Raw genomic sequence first — 15150 nt, 5'->3', positions numbered from 1 at the left:
CTTCCCCTAAAGGTTAACCGACAATCTCAAAAACAGCCTCCACCTCCACAGCCGCACCGGTGGGGGTGCTGGAGCGGATGCACAGGTTCAGAGAACGCGGCGTCTGCTTTTCAAAGACGATTCCCTGATCTGCGGCATTTTTGAGAGAGGACATGGTTGGATGCATGGTGCTGCGAGATGAGGCAGGCTTGGGGGGGAGTCAAGGGGAGGGTCAAAGAGTCAAGGGGGTCAAGGCAATAAGGCGGATGCCCGTCACCACCTTGACCTGCTTGACTCTTGACCTTGTCCCCTACCCTCACCCCAGTGCACTCATCATCTCTTCCAGCTTGGCTTTCTTCTCCTTCCAGTCGGCTTTCCGCTGCTGGTGCTCGTCCAGCACTTTCTGCGGGACTTTGGCGGTGAAGTTTTCGTCCGCGAGCTTGGCGCAGACTTTCTGGAGTTCAGCGTTGGCTTTGTCGAGTTCCTTGGTGATGCGGGCGCGTTCGGCTTCCACGTCAATGAGGCCGTCGAGCGGCAGGTAGATGGTGCCCAGCGGGGTGAGGGCACTTGGCGTGCCTTTCGGCGCGGCGTAGGCGGCATCCACATCCAGGGGTTCGGCATTGAGCAGGATGCGCAGGACTTCGATCTCGTGCGCAGGCAGTTCGCTGGTCGGCTTGAGGACGAAACGCACCTTCTTGGTGATGTTGAAGCTGCTCTTCAGGCCACGGCCCAGGTTCACGGCTTCATACTTCTCGTTAGCCGCTTTTTCGTCTTCCGGCAGGATGCCGAAGTAGGCGAGTTCATCGGCGTCCAGGACCTTCGGCCAAGGAGCGAACATGATGCTCTTGCCGCCCTGGTTTTCCGGCAGGTCTTCATTGAAGCCCATGCCATGCCAGAGCTCTTCGGTGATGAAGGGCAGGAAGGGATGGAACAGACGCAGGGTGTTGCCCAGGACGAAGTCAATCACGGCCAGGGTGTTGGCCTTGCGTTTGTCATCGGTGCCCTGAAGCACGGCCTTGGAAGCCTCCACATACCAATCGCAGTACTCGCTCCAGAAGAAACGGTAGAGCGTGGCGGTGGCATCGCTGAAACGGTACTCTTCCAGAGCCGTGGTGACTTCAGCGATGGCGGTGTTCAGGCGCAGCAGGATCCATTTGTCGTCGCTGCTGAGCAGCTCGGCACTGATCTCGGTCTCGGTCGTGCCGCCCTGCATCTGGCGGAAGCGCGCGGCGTTCCACAGCTTGGTGCAGAAGTTGCGCCCCAGCTCCACGTTCTTCTCATCAAAAGCGATGTCCTGGCCCAGCGGGGCGCTGCGCATGATGCCAAAGCGGAGGGCATCGGCACTGTAGGTGGCAATGAGCTCCAGCGGGTCAGGCGAGTTGCCGAGGGACTTCGACATCTTGCGGCCCTGCTTGTCGCGTATGATGCCGGTGAAGTACACGTTCTTGAACGGCAGCTCGCCCATGTATTCATAACCCGCCATGATCATGCGGGCCACCCAGAAGAAGATGATGTCCGGCCCGGTCACCAGATCGGTGGTCGGGTAAAACGCCTTCAGCTCATCCGTTTTGTTAGGCCAGCCCATGGTGGCAAACGGCCACAACCAGGAGGAGAACCAGGTGTCGAGCACGTCAGGGTCTTGGGTGAAGCCGAGGGCTTCAAGAGGCCGGGCTTCCTTCTCGTTAAAAAGAAGTGCACGCAGTTCGAATTCGCCTTCGCCACAATCTACCAAATGATAGGCCGTTCGGCTGCCTTCCAAGGACACGCAACCTCCGGTGCTCACATGTGAACTTGGGCGGCCGCTAACCATAAAGCGTATTTTGCCATCAGGGGGAGATACATCCGACTGAAAGCATACATCCTCCACCAACCTTTCCAGCTTTTCATTCGCCCGGAAATCACCACCTTTAAAACGAATACTCCACACCGGCACACGATGCCCCCACCACACCTGGCGGCTGATGCACCAGTCCTGGAGGCCGCCCATCCAATGGTCATACACCTTGGCCCAGCGGTCGGGGTAAAACTTCATCTCGCCCTTGGCCACCACGTCCTGGGAGGCCTGCACGCTCGGGTATTTCAAGAACCACTGCTCGCTGAGGCGGGGCTCGATGGGCACGCCGGCACGTTCGGAATAACCCACATTGTTCTGATGCGGCTCCTCCTTGATGAGGGCTTCCATTTCCTTCAGCAGTTCGACGGCTTTCTTGCGGCCTTCAAAGCGGTCCAGCCCGGCGAGGTCCACGCCTGCAAGGTCATTGAGCACGGCATTTGGATGCAGCACATCAATGATTTCCAGGTTGTGACGCTGACCGATTTCAAAGTCGGCTTTGTCATGCGCCGGGGTCACCTTCAGCACGCCGGTGCCGAATTCGAAATCCACGTGGTCATCGCCCACGATCGGGATGGCGGCCTGGTTTTCTAGCGGCAGCGGACGGCGGATGTGTTTGCCGATGAGGTGCTTGTAGCGCTCATCGTTCGGGTTCACGGCCACGGCGGTGTCGCCCGGGATGGTCTCGGGGCGGGTGGTGGCGATGGTCAGCCAGGTGTCCGGCTCTTCTACCACCTGCACTTTGAAGTGGTACATGAAACCGTTCTGCTGCTTCATCTCCACCTCTTCATCGCTAAGGGCGGTGAGGGAGGAGGGGCACCAGTTCACCATGCGCTTGCCGCGGTAGATGTGGCCTTTTTTGTAGAGGTCCACAAACACCTGCATCACGCAGCGGTTGTAGTCTTCATCGAAAGTGAAACGCTCGCGGCTCCAGTCGCAGGAGGCGCCCAGTTTCTTGAGCTGCTGGATGATGATGCCGCCGTGCTTGTCCTTCCACTCCCAGATTTTTTCCACCAGCTTCTCACGGCCCAGGTCGTCGCGATGTTTGATCACGCCCTGTTTTTTGAGCGTCTTCTCCACCACGTTTTGCGTGGCGATGCCGGCGTGGTCGGTGCCGGGAAGCCACAGCACTTCCTTGCCAAGCATGCGGGCACGGCGGCACAGGATGTCCTGAATGGTGTTGTTGAGCACGTGGCCCAGGGTGAGGATGCCCGTAACGTTCGGCGGCGGAATGACGATGGAGTAAGCCGGACGTTTTTCACTGACGCGGGCCGGGTCGGCTTCGAAGCACTTGTCGTCCAGCCAGCGCTGGTACCAGCGTTCTTCGGCTTCGCTCGGCGTGTAGGTCTTGGGCAGTTCGGGCATAAAAGGGCCGCCAAGATGGGGGCAACTGAGCCTTTTTGCAAATGCAGAGGGAGTGGTGTAGTAAGTCGCCCGTCATGAGCGCTCCCCAAATGGCCATCTCCGTGCCTCCTCCCACAGGCAAGCTGCGCCACGGCCTCATGCTCATCATCGCGCTGCTGTTTCTGATCCTGGTCGGGGTCATCCTGCCGCATGGGGACAGCGGAGAAAGTTTTCGGGAGAATTTGCAGCTGCATCCCTGGTTTCTTCCGGCGCTTCTGGGTCTGTGGGCTCTGATCGGGATCGAAAGCGTGGGCGGGCTCTTCCTTGCACCGGATGCCTGGTCTGCACGGATGAAAAGGCTGCTGCTCATCAGCCTCCTCCCGCCGCTGCGGATGTCCACCGCTACCAGCACACCTAACGGCTGGCTCTGGATTCCCGGAGCCGGTTGGCGGCGCACTGGACCGGCGACGGTGGAAAGGATGGAGCAAAAACTGGCCCTGCCCATGGTCATCCTGACGCTGCTGGTGCTGCCCGTGCTGGGCGTGGAACTGGGGGCTGGAGAGGCCCTGGAACAACGCCCGCAACTGGCCCTGACCGTCCACCTGGTCACCTGCCTGATCTGGGTGGGCTTCGTGGCCGAGTTTGTCTGGATGCTTTCCGCCACCCCGCAAAAGCTGGCCTACTGCCTGCGTCACTGGATCAACCTCGTCATCATCCTGCTGCCGCTGGTCGCCTTCCTGCGGATGCTGAACCTGTTTCGTTTCGCCCGCTTTTTCCGTGCTGGAAAACTGCTGCGCGCCTATCGCCTGCGCACCCTCCAAAGCCGCCTCTGGAGGCTGGCCCTGCTCTTCAATCTTCTCGAGCGATTGCAGCAGCGAAACCCGGAAAAATACTGCGCCGGGCTCGAGAAAAAGATCGGCGAACTGGAGGCCGAGACCGCCCAGTTAAAGGAGAAGCTGGAGACATTTCGGTCTGGTAAGCTCAAGGAAAGAGCCAGCTCAGACATCCCCGTTTAGGCTGATCGAGTTTCATAATCGCAAGCAGCTCCCGGTTCTCTTACTTCCTCCTTTCGATTCAAATAAGCCCGCGCCTCACCAACGATTCCTCCATCGCCTGCTCCACCAGTCTCACTGCCAGTTCCTGGGTGGCATCATCCAGGGCCTGGTTCGCGGCTTTGAGCGCCTTGGCATCGTGACTGGCGGCATCCAGGGCTGCGCGTACTGTGGCAGCAGCCGTTTCAATGACGGCACGCTCCTCTACAGTCACCGCATCACCAAACTCGGTCAGTGCCGCATCGACAGCAGGCAGCAGCTCCTCAGCCTTCAGCCGCGCCTCCGTCCACACGCGCTCATTCATGTCTTCAAAGGCGTATTCCACGCTTTCGGCGATCATCTGCTCCACCCGCTCATCATCCACATTCACAGCGGTATTCTGGATCTCCAGGACGGTATCCGTATTGGTGGCTGTATCGCGGGCCAGCACCTGCAGGATGCCATTGGCGTCAATGGCGAACTGCACCCCCACCCGGGCGCTGCCCTTTGGCCCTGGAGGGAACGGGATGACAATGCTGCCCAGCTCCCAGTTATCCTTCGCCAGTTCACGCTCGCCCTGGAGCACGCGGATGAGCATGTCCTGCTGGTTGGCCACGGCATTGGTAAACATCTCCCCTGCCTTACATGGAATGGTGGAATTGCGCGGGATGATGATGTTCATCAGGCCGCCGAAAGTCTCGATGCCTAACGACAAGGGCGTCACGTCCAGCAGCAGCACGTTCTTCAATGAACCGCTGAGAATCCCCGCCTGGATGACCGCCCCGAGGGCCACGGCTTCATCCGGATTTTGAGAAGTGTTCGGCTCACGCCCGAAGATCTCCGCCACGTAACTGCGCACCAGGGGAATGCGTGTGCTGCCGCCCACCAGGATCACCTCATCCAGCTCCTCCGGCTTCACCTTCGCATCGCTCAAAGCCCGCAGACAATGCGCACGGGTGCGCTCGATCAGAGGCTTGATCAGCTTGTCAAATTCTGCGCGTGAGACTTCCAGGCTCAGACTTTCCGCCCCATCAAAAAAGGGTATCTCAATGCGCGTCGTGTCTTCTGCCGAGAGCTTCTTTTTCGCCGCCTCAGCCGCCACAAGGAGTGAGGCCATCCTGGCCTCATCATGAGGGCTGGAAGCCCTCACTCCTTGCATGGCATGCTCCACCAGGAGCCTGTCCACATCATCCCCGCCCAGTTGGGTGTCCCCGGCCGTGCTCAGCACCTGAAACACCCCCTCGCGCATCTCCAGTACGCTGATGTCAAAGGTGCCGCCGCCCAGATCATAAACGGCGATCTTTTTTCGCTCGTCCAGCTTGTCCAGACCATAGGCCAGTGCGGCAGCCGTGGGTTCACTCACGATCCTTTCCACCGTCAGCCCAGCCAGTTCACCAGCCTGCTTTGTGGCATTGCGCTGCGCATCATTGAAGTATGCGGGCACCGTGATCACCGCCCGTGAGACCGGCTGTTCCAGAGCCCTCTCAGCGATGGCTTTGAGCCGCTTTAAGATCTCCGCCGAAACCTCCACAGGTGTCACGCCTAGCTGGCGCAGGTCATACGGCGGCTGCCAGCCCCCTTCTCCGGGGCGGCGGCCAATGAGGCGCTTCACACTGGTGACGGTGCGCCGGGGTTCCAGGGCCCGCTTGCGCAATGCAGCCGCTCCCACGGTGGGCACACCCTCCGGGCTATAATTCACGGCGGAGGGAGTCAGGCGCTGGCCGTCTTCATCCGCCAGCAGGATGGGGAAACCACTGTCCACCACCCCCACGAGAGAATGGGTGGTACCGAGGTCAATGCCGAGGATGGGCGAAAAATCAGGCATGTCTTTCCCCTCTCTAGCCATGCCTTTGCATGAAAGACAAGGAATCGTTGCGCACAGGCGATTGCCAAAACCCGTCACCTCTGCCAGCATCCCAATCCATGCAGACCATCCTCACTCCCCTCGCCGAAGGCAAAAGCCTGACCGAAGCCCAAGTGCGCGAAGCCGCCGCCTTCCTGGTGGATGATCAGGAATCTGCGGAAACCAAGGCCAACTTCTTGAGGACCATGGCCAAAAAAGGCGAAACTCCGGCGGAGATTGCCTTCTTTGTTCAGGAGTTTCTCCGCCTCGCGGTGGATCCAGGCCTGGACCATGACAAGCTGCCCGGCCCCATGCTGGATGTGGTAGGCACCGGAGGGGACAAACTGCATCTCTTCAATGTCTCCACCACCGCCATGTTCATCCTGGCCGCAGGCGGTGTCTGTGTGACCAAGCACGGCAACCGCGGCGTGACCAGCAAAGCGGGCGGTGCCGATGTGCTGGAGGCCCTGGGCATCCGCATCGACCTGCCCGTGGACCGGGTTGCCCGTGGCATGGAGACCAACGGCCTCGGTTTCTTCTTTGCCCCCCTCTACCATCCTGCCTTCAAAGCCGTGGCCGATGCGCGCAAGATCCTCGCCGCTGAAGGCCAGCGCTCCATCTTCAATCTCCTCGGCCCCCTGCTCAATCCCGCCCGTCCACACTACCAGCTGTTGGGTGTCTTTGACCCGTCCCTGACACGCTCCTTTGGCGAAATCCTCCAGACCCTCGGCCGCAAAAGTGCCTGGGTGGTCCACGGCACCGGCAAAGACGGCAGCGGCATGGATGAACTCTCCACCCTCGGGAAAAACCAGGTCTGCCAGATCCGCGATGGAATACTTACCGAAACAACGGTCGATCCCTCCAGCCTCGGTTTCAGCCCTGCCGTTCTCGAGGATCTCGTGGGCGGCGATGCCCGGGAAAACGCCGCCATCATTGAAGGCATCCTCGACCTGACCCTCAAAGGCCCCAAGCGCGACATCGCCGTGCTCAATGCCGCCGCCGGCTTCGTCATCACCGGCCTGGCCGCCGATCTCCCTGAAGGCAAAACCCTGGCCGAATCCCTCCTCGACCGCGGTGCCGCCCACGCCAAAATGGTCGCCATGCGGGATTGGTGCTGAGTTACTTTTAGTCAGGAGGAAAGAGGCCAAACCCATGTTCCGCCTTCCGGATTAGGAGGCGGCGAGGGTGATTTTGCTTCAACAACGCCACGGTAGCACCGCCCTCCGGACTTTTGCCTTCCAGACGAAAAGCCACCCACTCAAAATGGTCTCCCCAAGAGTGCTTTCGGGGGTGAAATAACGAAACTATTTCACCTGTGCCGGGATTCTTTGCGTGAGTTCGATCTGCCTTATGTAGATTGCAGCCAGGACAAGCAAGAGCCAAGTTCGGTAAGGCAGTCTCGCCGCCGTGAACCCTGGGTAAAATATGCTCAATGTGAAAAGAGGCCTCTTGGAGAGACTGACTCATGCGACAAAACTCGCACCGATAGCCTGCCCTCTGACGAACCTTCAGTGCCAATGAAACGGGCACATTCATGCAGGCTGTCTGCCCAATAATTTCAATGCCTCTGCACGGATAAGCGACACATTTTCACTCCATTCCACCAGTGCCGCCAGTTCGCGTCGCTCTGTAGCCGTTAGCTGGCCATCATTGTTGCGCTCCATCAACGCATGCAATCTCCTCTCCGTCTTCTTTGGAAGGGAAAGACGCCCCACGGATGCGACCCAGGATTTTGGTGCCGAAATGACTGCTGCCATGTTGGCATTATCTGCCTCTACCCAGTCTTTGTCAATTTGCGTGAAGAGCGCGCATCGAACCATTTTGCAGGCACCTCGACTATCCACGATTTTTCTCAAGCACCCTTTCCGCCCCTCACTACCAGGCGTGGACTCGTTGAACCACTGCTGAGGCGAACATGAGCTTCATCCAGGATTGCAGTTGAGCCTTCGCCTGGGCGGCGTAATGCTTGCCCTCCCCGCCATGTCCGACCTTTTGCGCCATCCCCTCTGGCAAGCCGATTCCCTGGGCTCTCCCCTGCCCAATAATGATTTCGGTGTCAGCGTCTCGCTGCCGCTCTGGAGTCATGTGATCGGTTATGAAGAGGGGGATCAGGACATCATTTCGAAGTTCCGCTCCGGTTACCCGCGTTTCTGCTGCCCGCCTGCCGTCAGCGCCCTCTTTGCCCAAGCGGAAAAGGAACTGGGTGCGCCAGGTGAGCGCGCCATCGTTTTCCCACGCCTCAGCCATGCGCAAAGGTGCCTGGAATTCATCGCCCGGGATGGATTCTCCGGACGCGCCCTCGAATGGCGGGACCAGAAACTCGGCGTGGCCCTTTTCCCCGCAGATGCCTATGTGAACGCACGTCGTTTCTGGCGTTTCTGTGGCGAAGTGGTCAGCACCCGCCAGGCCACACACGTGCTAGGTCAGACCACGGGTAACGTCACCGAAGAAGCAGGCAAAACGGCCAGCGCTACCATCCGTCAGCGTCTGGCGGATCTGGCCGGGCAACAACCTGAGGACGTCTTCCTTTTCCCCTCCGGCATGGCGGCCAATTTTGCCGTGCATCGCATGCTGACTTCCCTTTTCCCTGGCAGGAAAACCGTGCAACTGGACTTCCCGTATGTGGACGTGTTGAAGCTCCAGGAAACCTTCGGTAGCGGTGTCTATTTCCTGCCGATGAGCCAGGAAAGCGAATACGGCCAGCTTCAAATCCTGCTCTCAGGGGAGAAGATCGCGGGTCTATTCTGCGAAGCGCCGAGCAATCCGCTCCTGCGCTGCGTGGACCTTCCGCGCCTGCTAGCTATCCGCTCGGAAACCCAGCCGCAGGTGCCGCTCATCGTGGATGATACCGTTTCCACCGCCGTCAATGCCGATGCCTGCCGTGTGGCTGATGTGGTGACCAGCAGCCTAACCAAGAGCTTTTCCGGCGCAGGGGACGTACTCGCCGGCAGTGTCATCCTCAACCGCGCCTCCCCACATCACGCGGCCTTCTCTTCCTTCCTGAAGCAGCATGCGGATCATGAACTGTGGTGTGAGGATGCCGTGGCACTGGAACAAAACTCACGGGACTTCGTCTCGCGGGTGGAGACGATGAGCCGCAATGCCCTGGCCCTGGCCGAATACCTGGCCGCGCATCCGAAGGTGGAATGTGTCTGGCATGCCAGCCAGCAAGGCGGTCCAGGATACGAATCCATCCGTCGTGAAGGCGGCAGCTACGGCTGTCTCTTCTCCTTCCTGCTCAAGGATGCCGCCACCACCAGCCCTCCCTTTTACGATGAGCTGCGCGTCTGCAAAGGCCCCAGCCTGGGCACCGATTTCACCCTCGTTTGCCCTTACACCCTGCTCGCCCATTATACCGAGCTCGACTGGGCCGAAAGCTGCGGCGTCCCCCGCCACCTGATCCGCGTCTCCGCAGGCCTCGAAGAGACCGCCGACCTCATTGCCAGATTTGAAGAGGCCTTGAATTACGTCTAACCCAAGCGTCCTCGAATAAGGACGCAGGATTTCCGGCTCCCCCATCAAAGACGCAAAGACGCAAAAACGCAGCACCGTTGCCGATGCTGCGCTCTCAGGTTGGGGGATAAAAGGATGAGTTTACTGGACCTCAATCCGACGGGGTTTCGCGGCTTCCTTGACGGGAAGCTTCAGCGTCAGCACACCGTTTTCGAGGTTCGCCGTGAGCTTGTCTTCATCCACCGGTGTGTTCAGACGCAGGCGGAGTTGATAGCCTAAAGTCGAAAGCTCGCGATGCAGCGGCTTCCACCCTTCAGGAACGGTAGACTGCCGTTCACCACGGATGGAGAGGACGTTATCCTCAAGGTCAATTTTGACCCCTCCCTTGGCCACGCCAGGGAGCTGGACGCGGACTTCATAGACATCGTCGTTTCCGGCAACGGTATAGACAGGTTTCTGGAGGTTTTCAGTCACGCCCACACTGGGAGCGCTGCGGGTGGAAGGAGAGCAAGTAGAAGGTGTGCAGGTAGCATTCATAGGATCAATAAAATGGAGATTAAAAGTGCTGGGGATGGAGGCGAGTGACGGCACCCGCCTCCGGTGGATGTGGAGGATTAATCGACCTGGATGAGCTTCGGTTTGCGCTCTTCCTGCTTGGGCAGCGTGACGGTCAGAATACCGTCTTCCAGCTTGGCCGCGATGGCGTCCCCACGGACACCTTCAGGCACCGAGACCGAGCGGCTGAAGACGAAGGATTCTTCATTCTGATCTGTTTTTTCGCGGCGCTCGGCGGAGACGGTCAGCAGGCGGTCATGGACCTCCACTTTCACATCTTCCTTTTTCAGGCCGGGCAGCTCAAAGCGGGCATAGTAATTGTCCTTGTCCTCATACACATCTGTGGCGAGGCGGCCCGCCGCCCCGGGAATGAATTCTCCGAGCAACTGCCCCACGGCAGGGAAACCAGCAAAGGGATGGCGCAGCCACTGATCAAAATCGGCGACACGACCAAGGTCAAACGAAGGGGTATAACGTGCGAGTTTCATAGGATTAGGTAGGTTTAAAGTTATCACTGTAGAGTGTTGTCAGATGACAGTTCTATCTATGTGCATAGCTTGTGCCAAAACCCACTCAGTTCTATTAATACGTTGGCTATCAACGTATTAACAAATCGTTCCCTTCTTAAATATACTCTATATATGAGCCATTTTGGCGTTTATGGAGTCATTCTTTCTCCGCCATAATGCACATTTGGCATTATTGAAATTAGGCAGCGTATTCCCCATCATGGTTGCCTATAGGAGACCACGGATCTCCTCCATCCCCTCAGCTTCGCTATTTCTTCTTGATGAGAGCAAATCGATACCAGCAAGAGCCGCCCTGAGAGTCTGGAATAAGGATAGAAAGCTCCTCATCAATCTGGCTCACGCGGATCGCATCGCGCTTTTCGATGCCATGACCTCCCTGATGCAGGGTGACATTCAGCAGCTTGAATTCCGTCTTCAAAGGGTCCAGGCCATCCACACTTTTCGTCGCGGTGCGGTCCACGCCACGATCTTTCCGAGGCTCCTTCCAGTTCGGCCTCCAGGATTTCCCATCCACATAGGTCGGCTCTTCCTGGCCAAAATGGTGGCCCGGTTTGGCATTGCCACCGTTGATCCAGTAAATGCCATCTTTCTTCACCCGCAGTTCCGAGGGTCCATCGACCAGGGCTTCGATGACAACAGAATTGGGAGGTGCCTCTGCAGGCCCCTTGCGGTTTTTCTCAGCTTCCCGAGCTGCTTCTTCAAAGGCCTTGAAAAACTGAAGGTCCTTCTCAGAAAAAGTGTCCCGGCTGACCGTGAAAGACTGTCCGTCTACACGTTTCAAAGTCACCATACCACCATTCACAGCAATCAGTTCAGCCGTAATGGAACGGCCGGATTTGTCTGTGTAAACCCGTGTATCAGCCCCTTGGGCAGTTACACTGGCCCAAATCACCATCATGCTGACAAGAGTCTGGACCCTGAATGAAAAGTTCGCTTTCACAGGTGTTCAAACCTGTGAAAGCACCAAACTCTTTCAGGACAAAGCTTTATTATTCACCCAGGGTTCTTCTGAAGGATATTTCACCCCTCAAAGAGCAGAATCTTAGTTCGCCTTCGCAGCCAAGGCTTTTTTCTCCGCCTTGCTCTTCATGCGGATGTTCAGGAACTCCACCAAGATGGAGAACGCCATGGCAAAATAGACGTAGCCTTTCTGGAAGTGCACCTGGAAGCCTTCTGCGATCAGCGTCGTTCCGATGAGCAGAAGAAAGGAGAGCGCCAGGACCTTCACGGTCGGGTGCCTGCTGATGAAATCACTGACGGTTCCTGCGAAGACCATCATGAAGCCAACAGCTACCATAACGGCGATGACCATGACCATGATATGATCCACCATCCCCACAGCCGTGATCACGGAGTCCAGGGAGAACACGATATCGAGAATGGCGATCTGCACCAGGATGGCACCCAGGGCCGCACGTTTGACGCCCCCTGTGTGGGCTTCTTCCGCATCGCCTTCGATCTTATGATGAATTTCTTTGGTGCTCTTCCAAAGTAGAAACAGGCCACCTAGAATGAGAATCAGGTCCTTGCCCGAGATATCGTGTCCGAAAACGGTGAACAGGGCGGAATTGAGCTGCATGACCCAGGTGATGCATAGCAACAGAATGATACGCGTCACCATGGCAAAACCCAGGCCCAGGAACCGCGCACGTGGCCGTTCCGCCACAGGCAGCTTGTCCACCAGGATGGAAATGAAGACGATGTTATCGATCCCCAGGACGATCTCCATGATCGTCAGGGTGGCCAGGGCGATCCATGCCTCCGGGCTGGAAGCCCAAGACATGTCGAATACATTAACAGCGAGGAGGGGAAGTAGATCCATAGAGTAAGTTGAGTGCGCCGATGCTAGCTCAGGTTATGCCAAGGGCAATCAAGGACCTGCCGATTCCAGACAAACCTGATTTATGTAATCGCATGCATTTCGCTTCGCCTCCTTTTCCAGATCCAGCACTGAAGGGGGATGCCTTTTCAATTCCTCGAAATTGAGCTATAACAACCCATGACCGCCGCTGTTTGCCTGGAATGTGGACATATGAAAACGGGAGCCTGGAAGCGCTGCCCCGGCTGCCGCCATCTCCCAAAAAGTCTGGAGGACCGCGCCCGGCACCTGATCACTACCGATCACTACCTGAGCCACGAAAAGCTGGAGGCCGTTTCACAGCAGATCCAGGCCGGCCAGGCCCCCCAGTTTGTGGACACGCAAGTCCAGGCCGTGATGCAGCAATTGCAAAGCATCGAAAACGATCCCCGTGAAATAAAGCGACGCCGCTGGCTGAAGCTCAAAGTCCACCTCATCCTCCTCACCCTGGGTGGACTCATCATCACCGCCGTCTGGTTGTGGCTGAGCAGCCGGTAATCCGCATTTGAAGATTTGCGATTCCTCTGCAGTTCACCTTAGTCTTAAGGCATGAACCGCGACGCCAGCCCTGCCCCTGCCGAGACCCTGTACGGGCTGGTGGAGCGGGTGGTGTATCACACAGAGGAAACCGGTTATTGCATCCTCAAAGTCATCCCCAAAGGCCGTCGCGAGCCTGTCAGCCTCATCGGCAAATCCCCGCGTGTCGTCGCAGGCGAGCAGTTTGAAGCTATGGGCCACTGGGAATCCACCCGCGACTACGGCCAGCAGTTCAAAGCGGACACGCTGAAGCTCACCCGGCCCGATTCCAGCGAAGGCATCGAAAAATACCTCGGCAGCGGCCTCATCGAAGGCATTGGCCCGGCCTACGCCAAGCGGTTGGTGAAAAAATTTGGCAAAGCCATCTTCGAAATCATCGAGAACGAATCATCGAAACTCGAAGGCGTGGAGGGCATCGGCAAAAAACGCCGCCAGGAGATTCGCGAATCCTGGATGAAGCAGAAATCAGTGCATAACATCATGCTGTTTCTGCATCAAAACGGCATCAGCTCCTCCCGCGCCCTGCGCATCCACAAGACCTATGGCGACGAAGCCCTCTCCGTCCTGACAACCAATCCTTACCGGCTGGCCCAGGACATTCACGGCATCGGATTCAAAACAGCGGATGGCATCGCGCATCAGATGGGCGTGGCCAAAGACGCGCCGGAGCGCATCCGCGCTGGCATCCTTCATGGCCTGGAGACTGCCGCCGCCAGCGGCCACTGCTGCCTGCCGGAGGAAGCACTCATGGCGCAAACGGCGCAGCTTCTAGACTGTGCTCCCAACCTCGTTAGCCCACAAGTCGCGGCACTCATCACCTCCTCCTTGCTTGAGCGCCATGACCTCAAAGGCCAGCCCGTCCTTTACTTACCTTACTTGCGTGCAGCAGAGCAAAGCATCGCCCATTCCATCCATGAGCTTACCGCCCTGCCAGCGGCCTATCCAATAATGGATCAAGAAAAAATGATCGCTCAGGCAGCGCAGGACACTGGCAAGGTCCTCGCTGAAAGCCAGCAACGCGCCGTCAAAGAAGCCCTGCAAAACCGCTGCCTCATCATCACCGGGGGCCCCGGTGTGGGCAAGACCACCATCCTTCGCACCATCCTCACCATTCTCGGCCGACAGAAGGTCAAGATGACCCTTGCTGCACCTACCGGCCGCGCCGCCAAGCGCCTGAACGAAAGCACCGGCATCGAAGCAAAAACGCTGCATCGTTTGTTAGAATATCAGGGGCAGGGCACCTGGGGCAGACATCGTGGCAAGCCCCTCACGGGGGATCTCTTCGTAGTAGATGAATGCTCCATGCTGGATGCACCACTGATGGCCCAGTTTCTCTCCGCTCTGCCGGAGGGTGCTCATCTCCTTCTCGTCGGGGATGCAGACCAGCTTCCTTCCGTCGGTCCCGGCATGGTGCTGAATGATCTCATCACCAGCGGCAAGGTGCCCTGCGTGCAGCTCACCGAAATCTTCCGCCAGGCCGCCACCAGCCGCATTATCACCAGCGCCCACGAGATCAACTGCGGCCGCGTGCCTGATCTCAAGCCGCAGCGCGATGGCGACTTCTTTTTCCTGGAAACCCAATCCCCGGAGGAAACCCGCGACCTTATCGTCCAGCTCGCCCATCAGCGCCTGCCCGCTAAATACAAGTTCGATCCCGTCCAGGATATCCAGGTGCTCACGCCCATGAACCGTCATTTGTTAGGCACCCGCAGCCTCAATGAAGCACTTCAGTCTGCCCTCAATCCCCCCAGCGATCTCAAGTATGAACTCGAACGCTTCCAGACCACTTTCCGCGTCGGCGACAAAGTCATCCAGACTCACAACAACTACGACAAAGAAGTCTTCAATGGCGATATCGGCCACATCGTCACCATCGAGACCGAGCCTCTCAAAATGAGCGTCCGTTTCGAAGGCGACCGCCTCGTCGAATACGAGCCTGGAGAGCTGGATGAACTCCAGCTCGCCTATGCCCTCACCATCCATAAAAGCCAGGGCAGCGAATTCCCCTGCGTCATCATACCCGTGAGTACCCAGCATTATGTTTTGCTGGAGCGCAGCCTCATCTATACCGCCGTCACCCGCGCCCGACGGCTTGTCATCCTCGTCGGGGATCCCCGCGCCCTCAGCCTCGCCGTCGGCAGGCAGGAAAGCCGCAAGCGCTGGACCGGTTTGCAGGATCTCTTATAGCG

The 15150-nt window shown here is 58.1% G+C and carries 14 protein-coding genes; 5 read left to right on the top strand and 9 right to left on the bottom strand.

What is annotated here, in order from left to right:
• Positions 1 to 13: 13 nt before the first annotated feature.
• Positions 14 to 154 carry a hypothetical protein gene (locus tag EI77_RS23330; protein ID WP_166647162.1) on the bottom strand — a complete coding sequence of 47 codons (141 nt, stop codon included), beginning with the start codon at positions 152 to 154 and terminating at the stop codon, positions 14 to 16.
• A gap of 141 nt (positions 155 to 295) precedes the next feature.
• On the bottom strand, positions 296 to 3175 hold the full coding sequence (locus tag EI77_RS09720) for a valine--tRNA ligase (protein ID WP_133795076.1): 2880 nt from the start codon (positions 3173 to 3175) through the stop codon (positions 296 to 298).
• Positions 3176 to 3249: 74 nt separating this feature from the next.
• Between EI77_RS09720 and EI77_RS09715 the strand changes: the two genes are divergently transcribed.
• The gene (locus tag EI77_RS09715; RefSeq protein ID WP_133795075.1) at positions 3250 to 4170 is read left to right on the top strand and encodes a potassium channel protein - like protein; all 921 of its coding nucleotides are present in this window, start codon (positions 3250 to 3252) and stop codon (positions 4168 to 4170) included.
• Between the two features lie 58 nt (positions 4171 to 4228).
• Here the strand turns inward: EI77_RS09715 and EI77_RS09710 are convergent, their stop codons facing one another.
• On the bottom strand, positions 4229 to 6010 hold the full coding sequence (locus tag EI77_RS09710; RefSeq protein ID WP_133795074.1) for an Hsp70 family protein: 1782 nt from the start codon (positions 6008 to 6010) through the stop codon (positions 4229 to 4231).
• A gap of 29 nt (positions 6011 to 6039) precedes the next feature.
• Here EI77_RS09710 and trpD point away from each other — a divergent pair, with 29 nt between their 5' ends.
• Positions 6040 to 7146, top strand: a complete 1107-nt coding sequence (gene trpD / locus EI77_RS09705) for an anthranilate phosphoribosyltransferase (protein WP_243838760.1) — start codon at positions 6040 to 6042, stop codon at positions 7144 to 7146.
• A 7-nt stretch (positions 7147 to 7153) separates the two neighbouring features.
• Here the strand turns inward: trpD and EI77_RS24090 are convergent, their stop codons facing one another.
• Positions 7154 to 7564 carry an HNH endonuclease gene (locus tag EI77_RS24090; RefSeq protein ID WP_133795073.1) on the bottom strand — a complete coding sequence of 137 codons (411 nt, stop codon included), beginning with the start codon at positions 7562 to 7564 and terminating at the stop codon, positions 7154 to 7156.
• Positions 7561 to 7884 (bottom strand): hypothetical protein, encoded by a 324-nt coding sequence (locus tag EI77_RS09695; RefSeq protein ID WP_133795072.1) that lies wholly within the window; start codon positions 7882 to 7884, stop codon positions 7561 to 7563. Before EI77_RS09695 ends, EI77_RS24090 begins: the two co-directional genes overlap by 4 nt.
• Positions 7885 to 8008: 124 nt before the next feature.
• Here EI77_RS09695 and EI77_RS09690 point away from each other — a divergent pair, with 124 nt between their 5' ends.
• Positions 8009 to 9502: a PLP-dependent transferase gene (locus EI77_RS09690; RefSeq protein WP_166647161.1), complete on the top strand. Its 1494-nt coding sequence runs from the start codon at positions 8009 to 8011 to the stop codon at positions 9500 to 9502.
• A 120-nt stretch (positions 9503 to 9622) separates the two neighbouring features.
• Here EI77_RS09690 and EI77_RS09685 read toward each other — a convergent pair whose 3' ends face one another.
• From EI77_RS09685 to EI77_RS09670, 4 genes are all read right to left on the bottom strand, one after another.
• Entirely contained in the window at positions 9623 to 10018 is a 396-nt protein-coding gene (locus tag EI77_RS09685) for an Hsp20/alpha crystallin family protein (RefSeq protein WP_133795070.1), read from the bottom strand.
• A gap of 77 nt (positions 10019 to 10095) precedes the next feature.
• Positions 10096 to 10524 (bottom strand): Hsp20/alpha crystallin family protein, encoded by a 429-nt coding sequence (locus EI77_RS09680; RefSeq protein ID WP_133795069.1) that lies wholly within the window; start codon positions 10522 to 10524, stop codon positions 10096 to 10098.
• 289 nt (positions 10525 to 10813) lie between these two features.
• Positions 10814 to 11464 carry an SHD1 domain-containing protein gene (locus EI77_RS09675; protein WP_133795068.1) on the bottom strand — a complete coding sequence of 217 codons (651 nt, stop codon included), beginning with the start codon at positions 11462 to 11464 and terminating at the stop codon, positions 10814 to 10816.
• 144 nt (positions 11465 to 11608) lie between these two features.
• Positions 11609 to 12349, bottom strand: a complete 741-nt coding sequence (locus EI77_RS09670) for a TerC family protein (protein WP_133795629.1) — start codon at positions 12347 to 12349, stop codon at positions 11609 to 11611.
• 216 nt (positions 12350 to 12565) lie between these two features.
• Here EI77_RS09670 and EI77_RS09665 point away from each other — a divergent pair, with 216 nt between their 5' ends.
• Positions 12566 to 12922, top strand: coding sequence for a hypothetical protein (locus EI77_RS09665; protein WP_133795067.1), 357 nt, complete (start codon positions 12566 to 12568; stop codon positions 12920 to 12922).
• 51 nt (positions 12923 to 12973) lie between these two features.
• On the top strand, positions 12974 to 15148 hold the full coding sequence (gene recD2, locus EI77_RS09660; RefSeq protein ID WP_133795066.1) for an SF1B family DNA helicase RecD2: 2175 nt from the start codon (positions 12974 to 12976) through the stop codon (positions 15146 to 15148).
• The last annotated feature ends 2 nt before the right edge of the window (positions 15149 to 15150 follow it).

Source organism: Prosthecobacter fusiformis, assembly GCF_004364345.1.
GTDB lineage: Bacteria > Verrucomicrobiota > Verrucomicrobiia > Verrucomicrobiales > Verrucomicrobiaceae > Prosthecobacter > Prosthecobacter fusiformis.
The sequence above is the reverse complement of the archived record's forward strand: the minus strand, read 5'-3'. Positions and strand labels throughout refer to the sequence as shown.

Excerpts from the sequence above, each read along its gene's own strand:
- EI77_RS09670 (WP_133795629.1), bottom strand. The coding sequence starts at position 12,349 with ATGTCTTGGGCTTCCAGCCCGGAGGCATGGATCGCCCTGGCCACCCTG.
- EI77_RS09710 (WP_133795074.1), bottom strand. The coding sequence starts at position 6,010 with ATGCCTGATTTTTCGCCCATCCTCGGCATTGACCTCGGTACCACCCAT.
- EI77_RS09685 (WP_133795070.1), bottom strand. The coding sequence starts at position 10,018 with ATGAATGCTACCTGCACACCTTCTACTTGCTCTCCTTCCACCCGCAGC.
- EI77_RS24090 (WP_133795073.1), bottom strand. The coding sequence starts at position 7,564 with ATGAATGTGCCCGTTTCATTGGCACTGAAGGTTCGTCAGAGGGCAGGC.
- EI77_RS09675 (WP_133795068.1), bottom strand. The coding sequence starts at position 11,464 with ATGATGGTGATTTGGGCCAGTGTAACTGCCCAAGGGGCTGATACACGG.
- EI77_RS09680 (WP_133795069.1), bottom strand. The coding sequence starts at position 10,524 with ATGAAACTCGCACGTTATACCCCTTCGTTTGACCTTGGTCGTGTCGCC.
- EI77_RS09665 (WP_133795067.1), top strand. The coding sequence starts at position 12,566 with ATGACCGCCGCTGTTTGCCTGGAATGTGGACATATGAAAACGGGAGCC.
- EI77_RS09720 (WP_133795076.1), bottom strand. The coding sequence starts at position 3,175 with ATGCCCGAACTGCCCAAGACCTACACGCCGAGCGAAGCCGAAGAACGC.
- recD2 (WP_133795066.1), top strand. The coding sequence starts at position 12,974 with ATGAACCGCGACGCCAGCCCTGCCCCTGCCGAGACCCTGTACGGGCTG.
- EI77_RS09715 (WP_133795075.1), top strand. The coding sequence starts at position 3,250 with ATGAGCGCTCCCCAAATGGCCATCTCCGTGCCTCCTCCCACAGGCAAG.
- EI77_RS23330 (WP_166647162.1), bottom strand. The coding sequence starts at position 154 with ATGTCCTCTCTCAAAAATGCCGCAGATCAGGGAATCGTCTTTGAAAAG.
- EI77_RS09690 (WP_166647161.1), top strand. The coding sequence starts at position 8,009 with ATGTCCGACCTTTTGCGCCATCCCCTCTGGCAAGCCGATTCCCTGGGC.
- trpD (WP_243838760.1), top strand. The coding sequence starts at position 6,040 with ATGAAAGACAAGGAATCGTTGCGCACAGGCGATTGCCAAAACCCGTCA.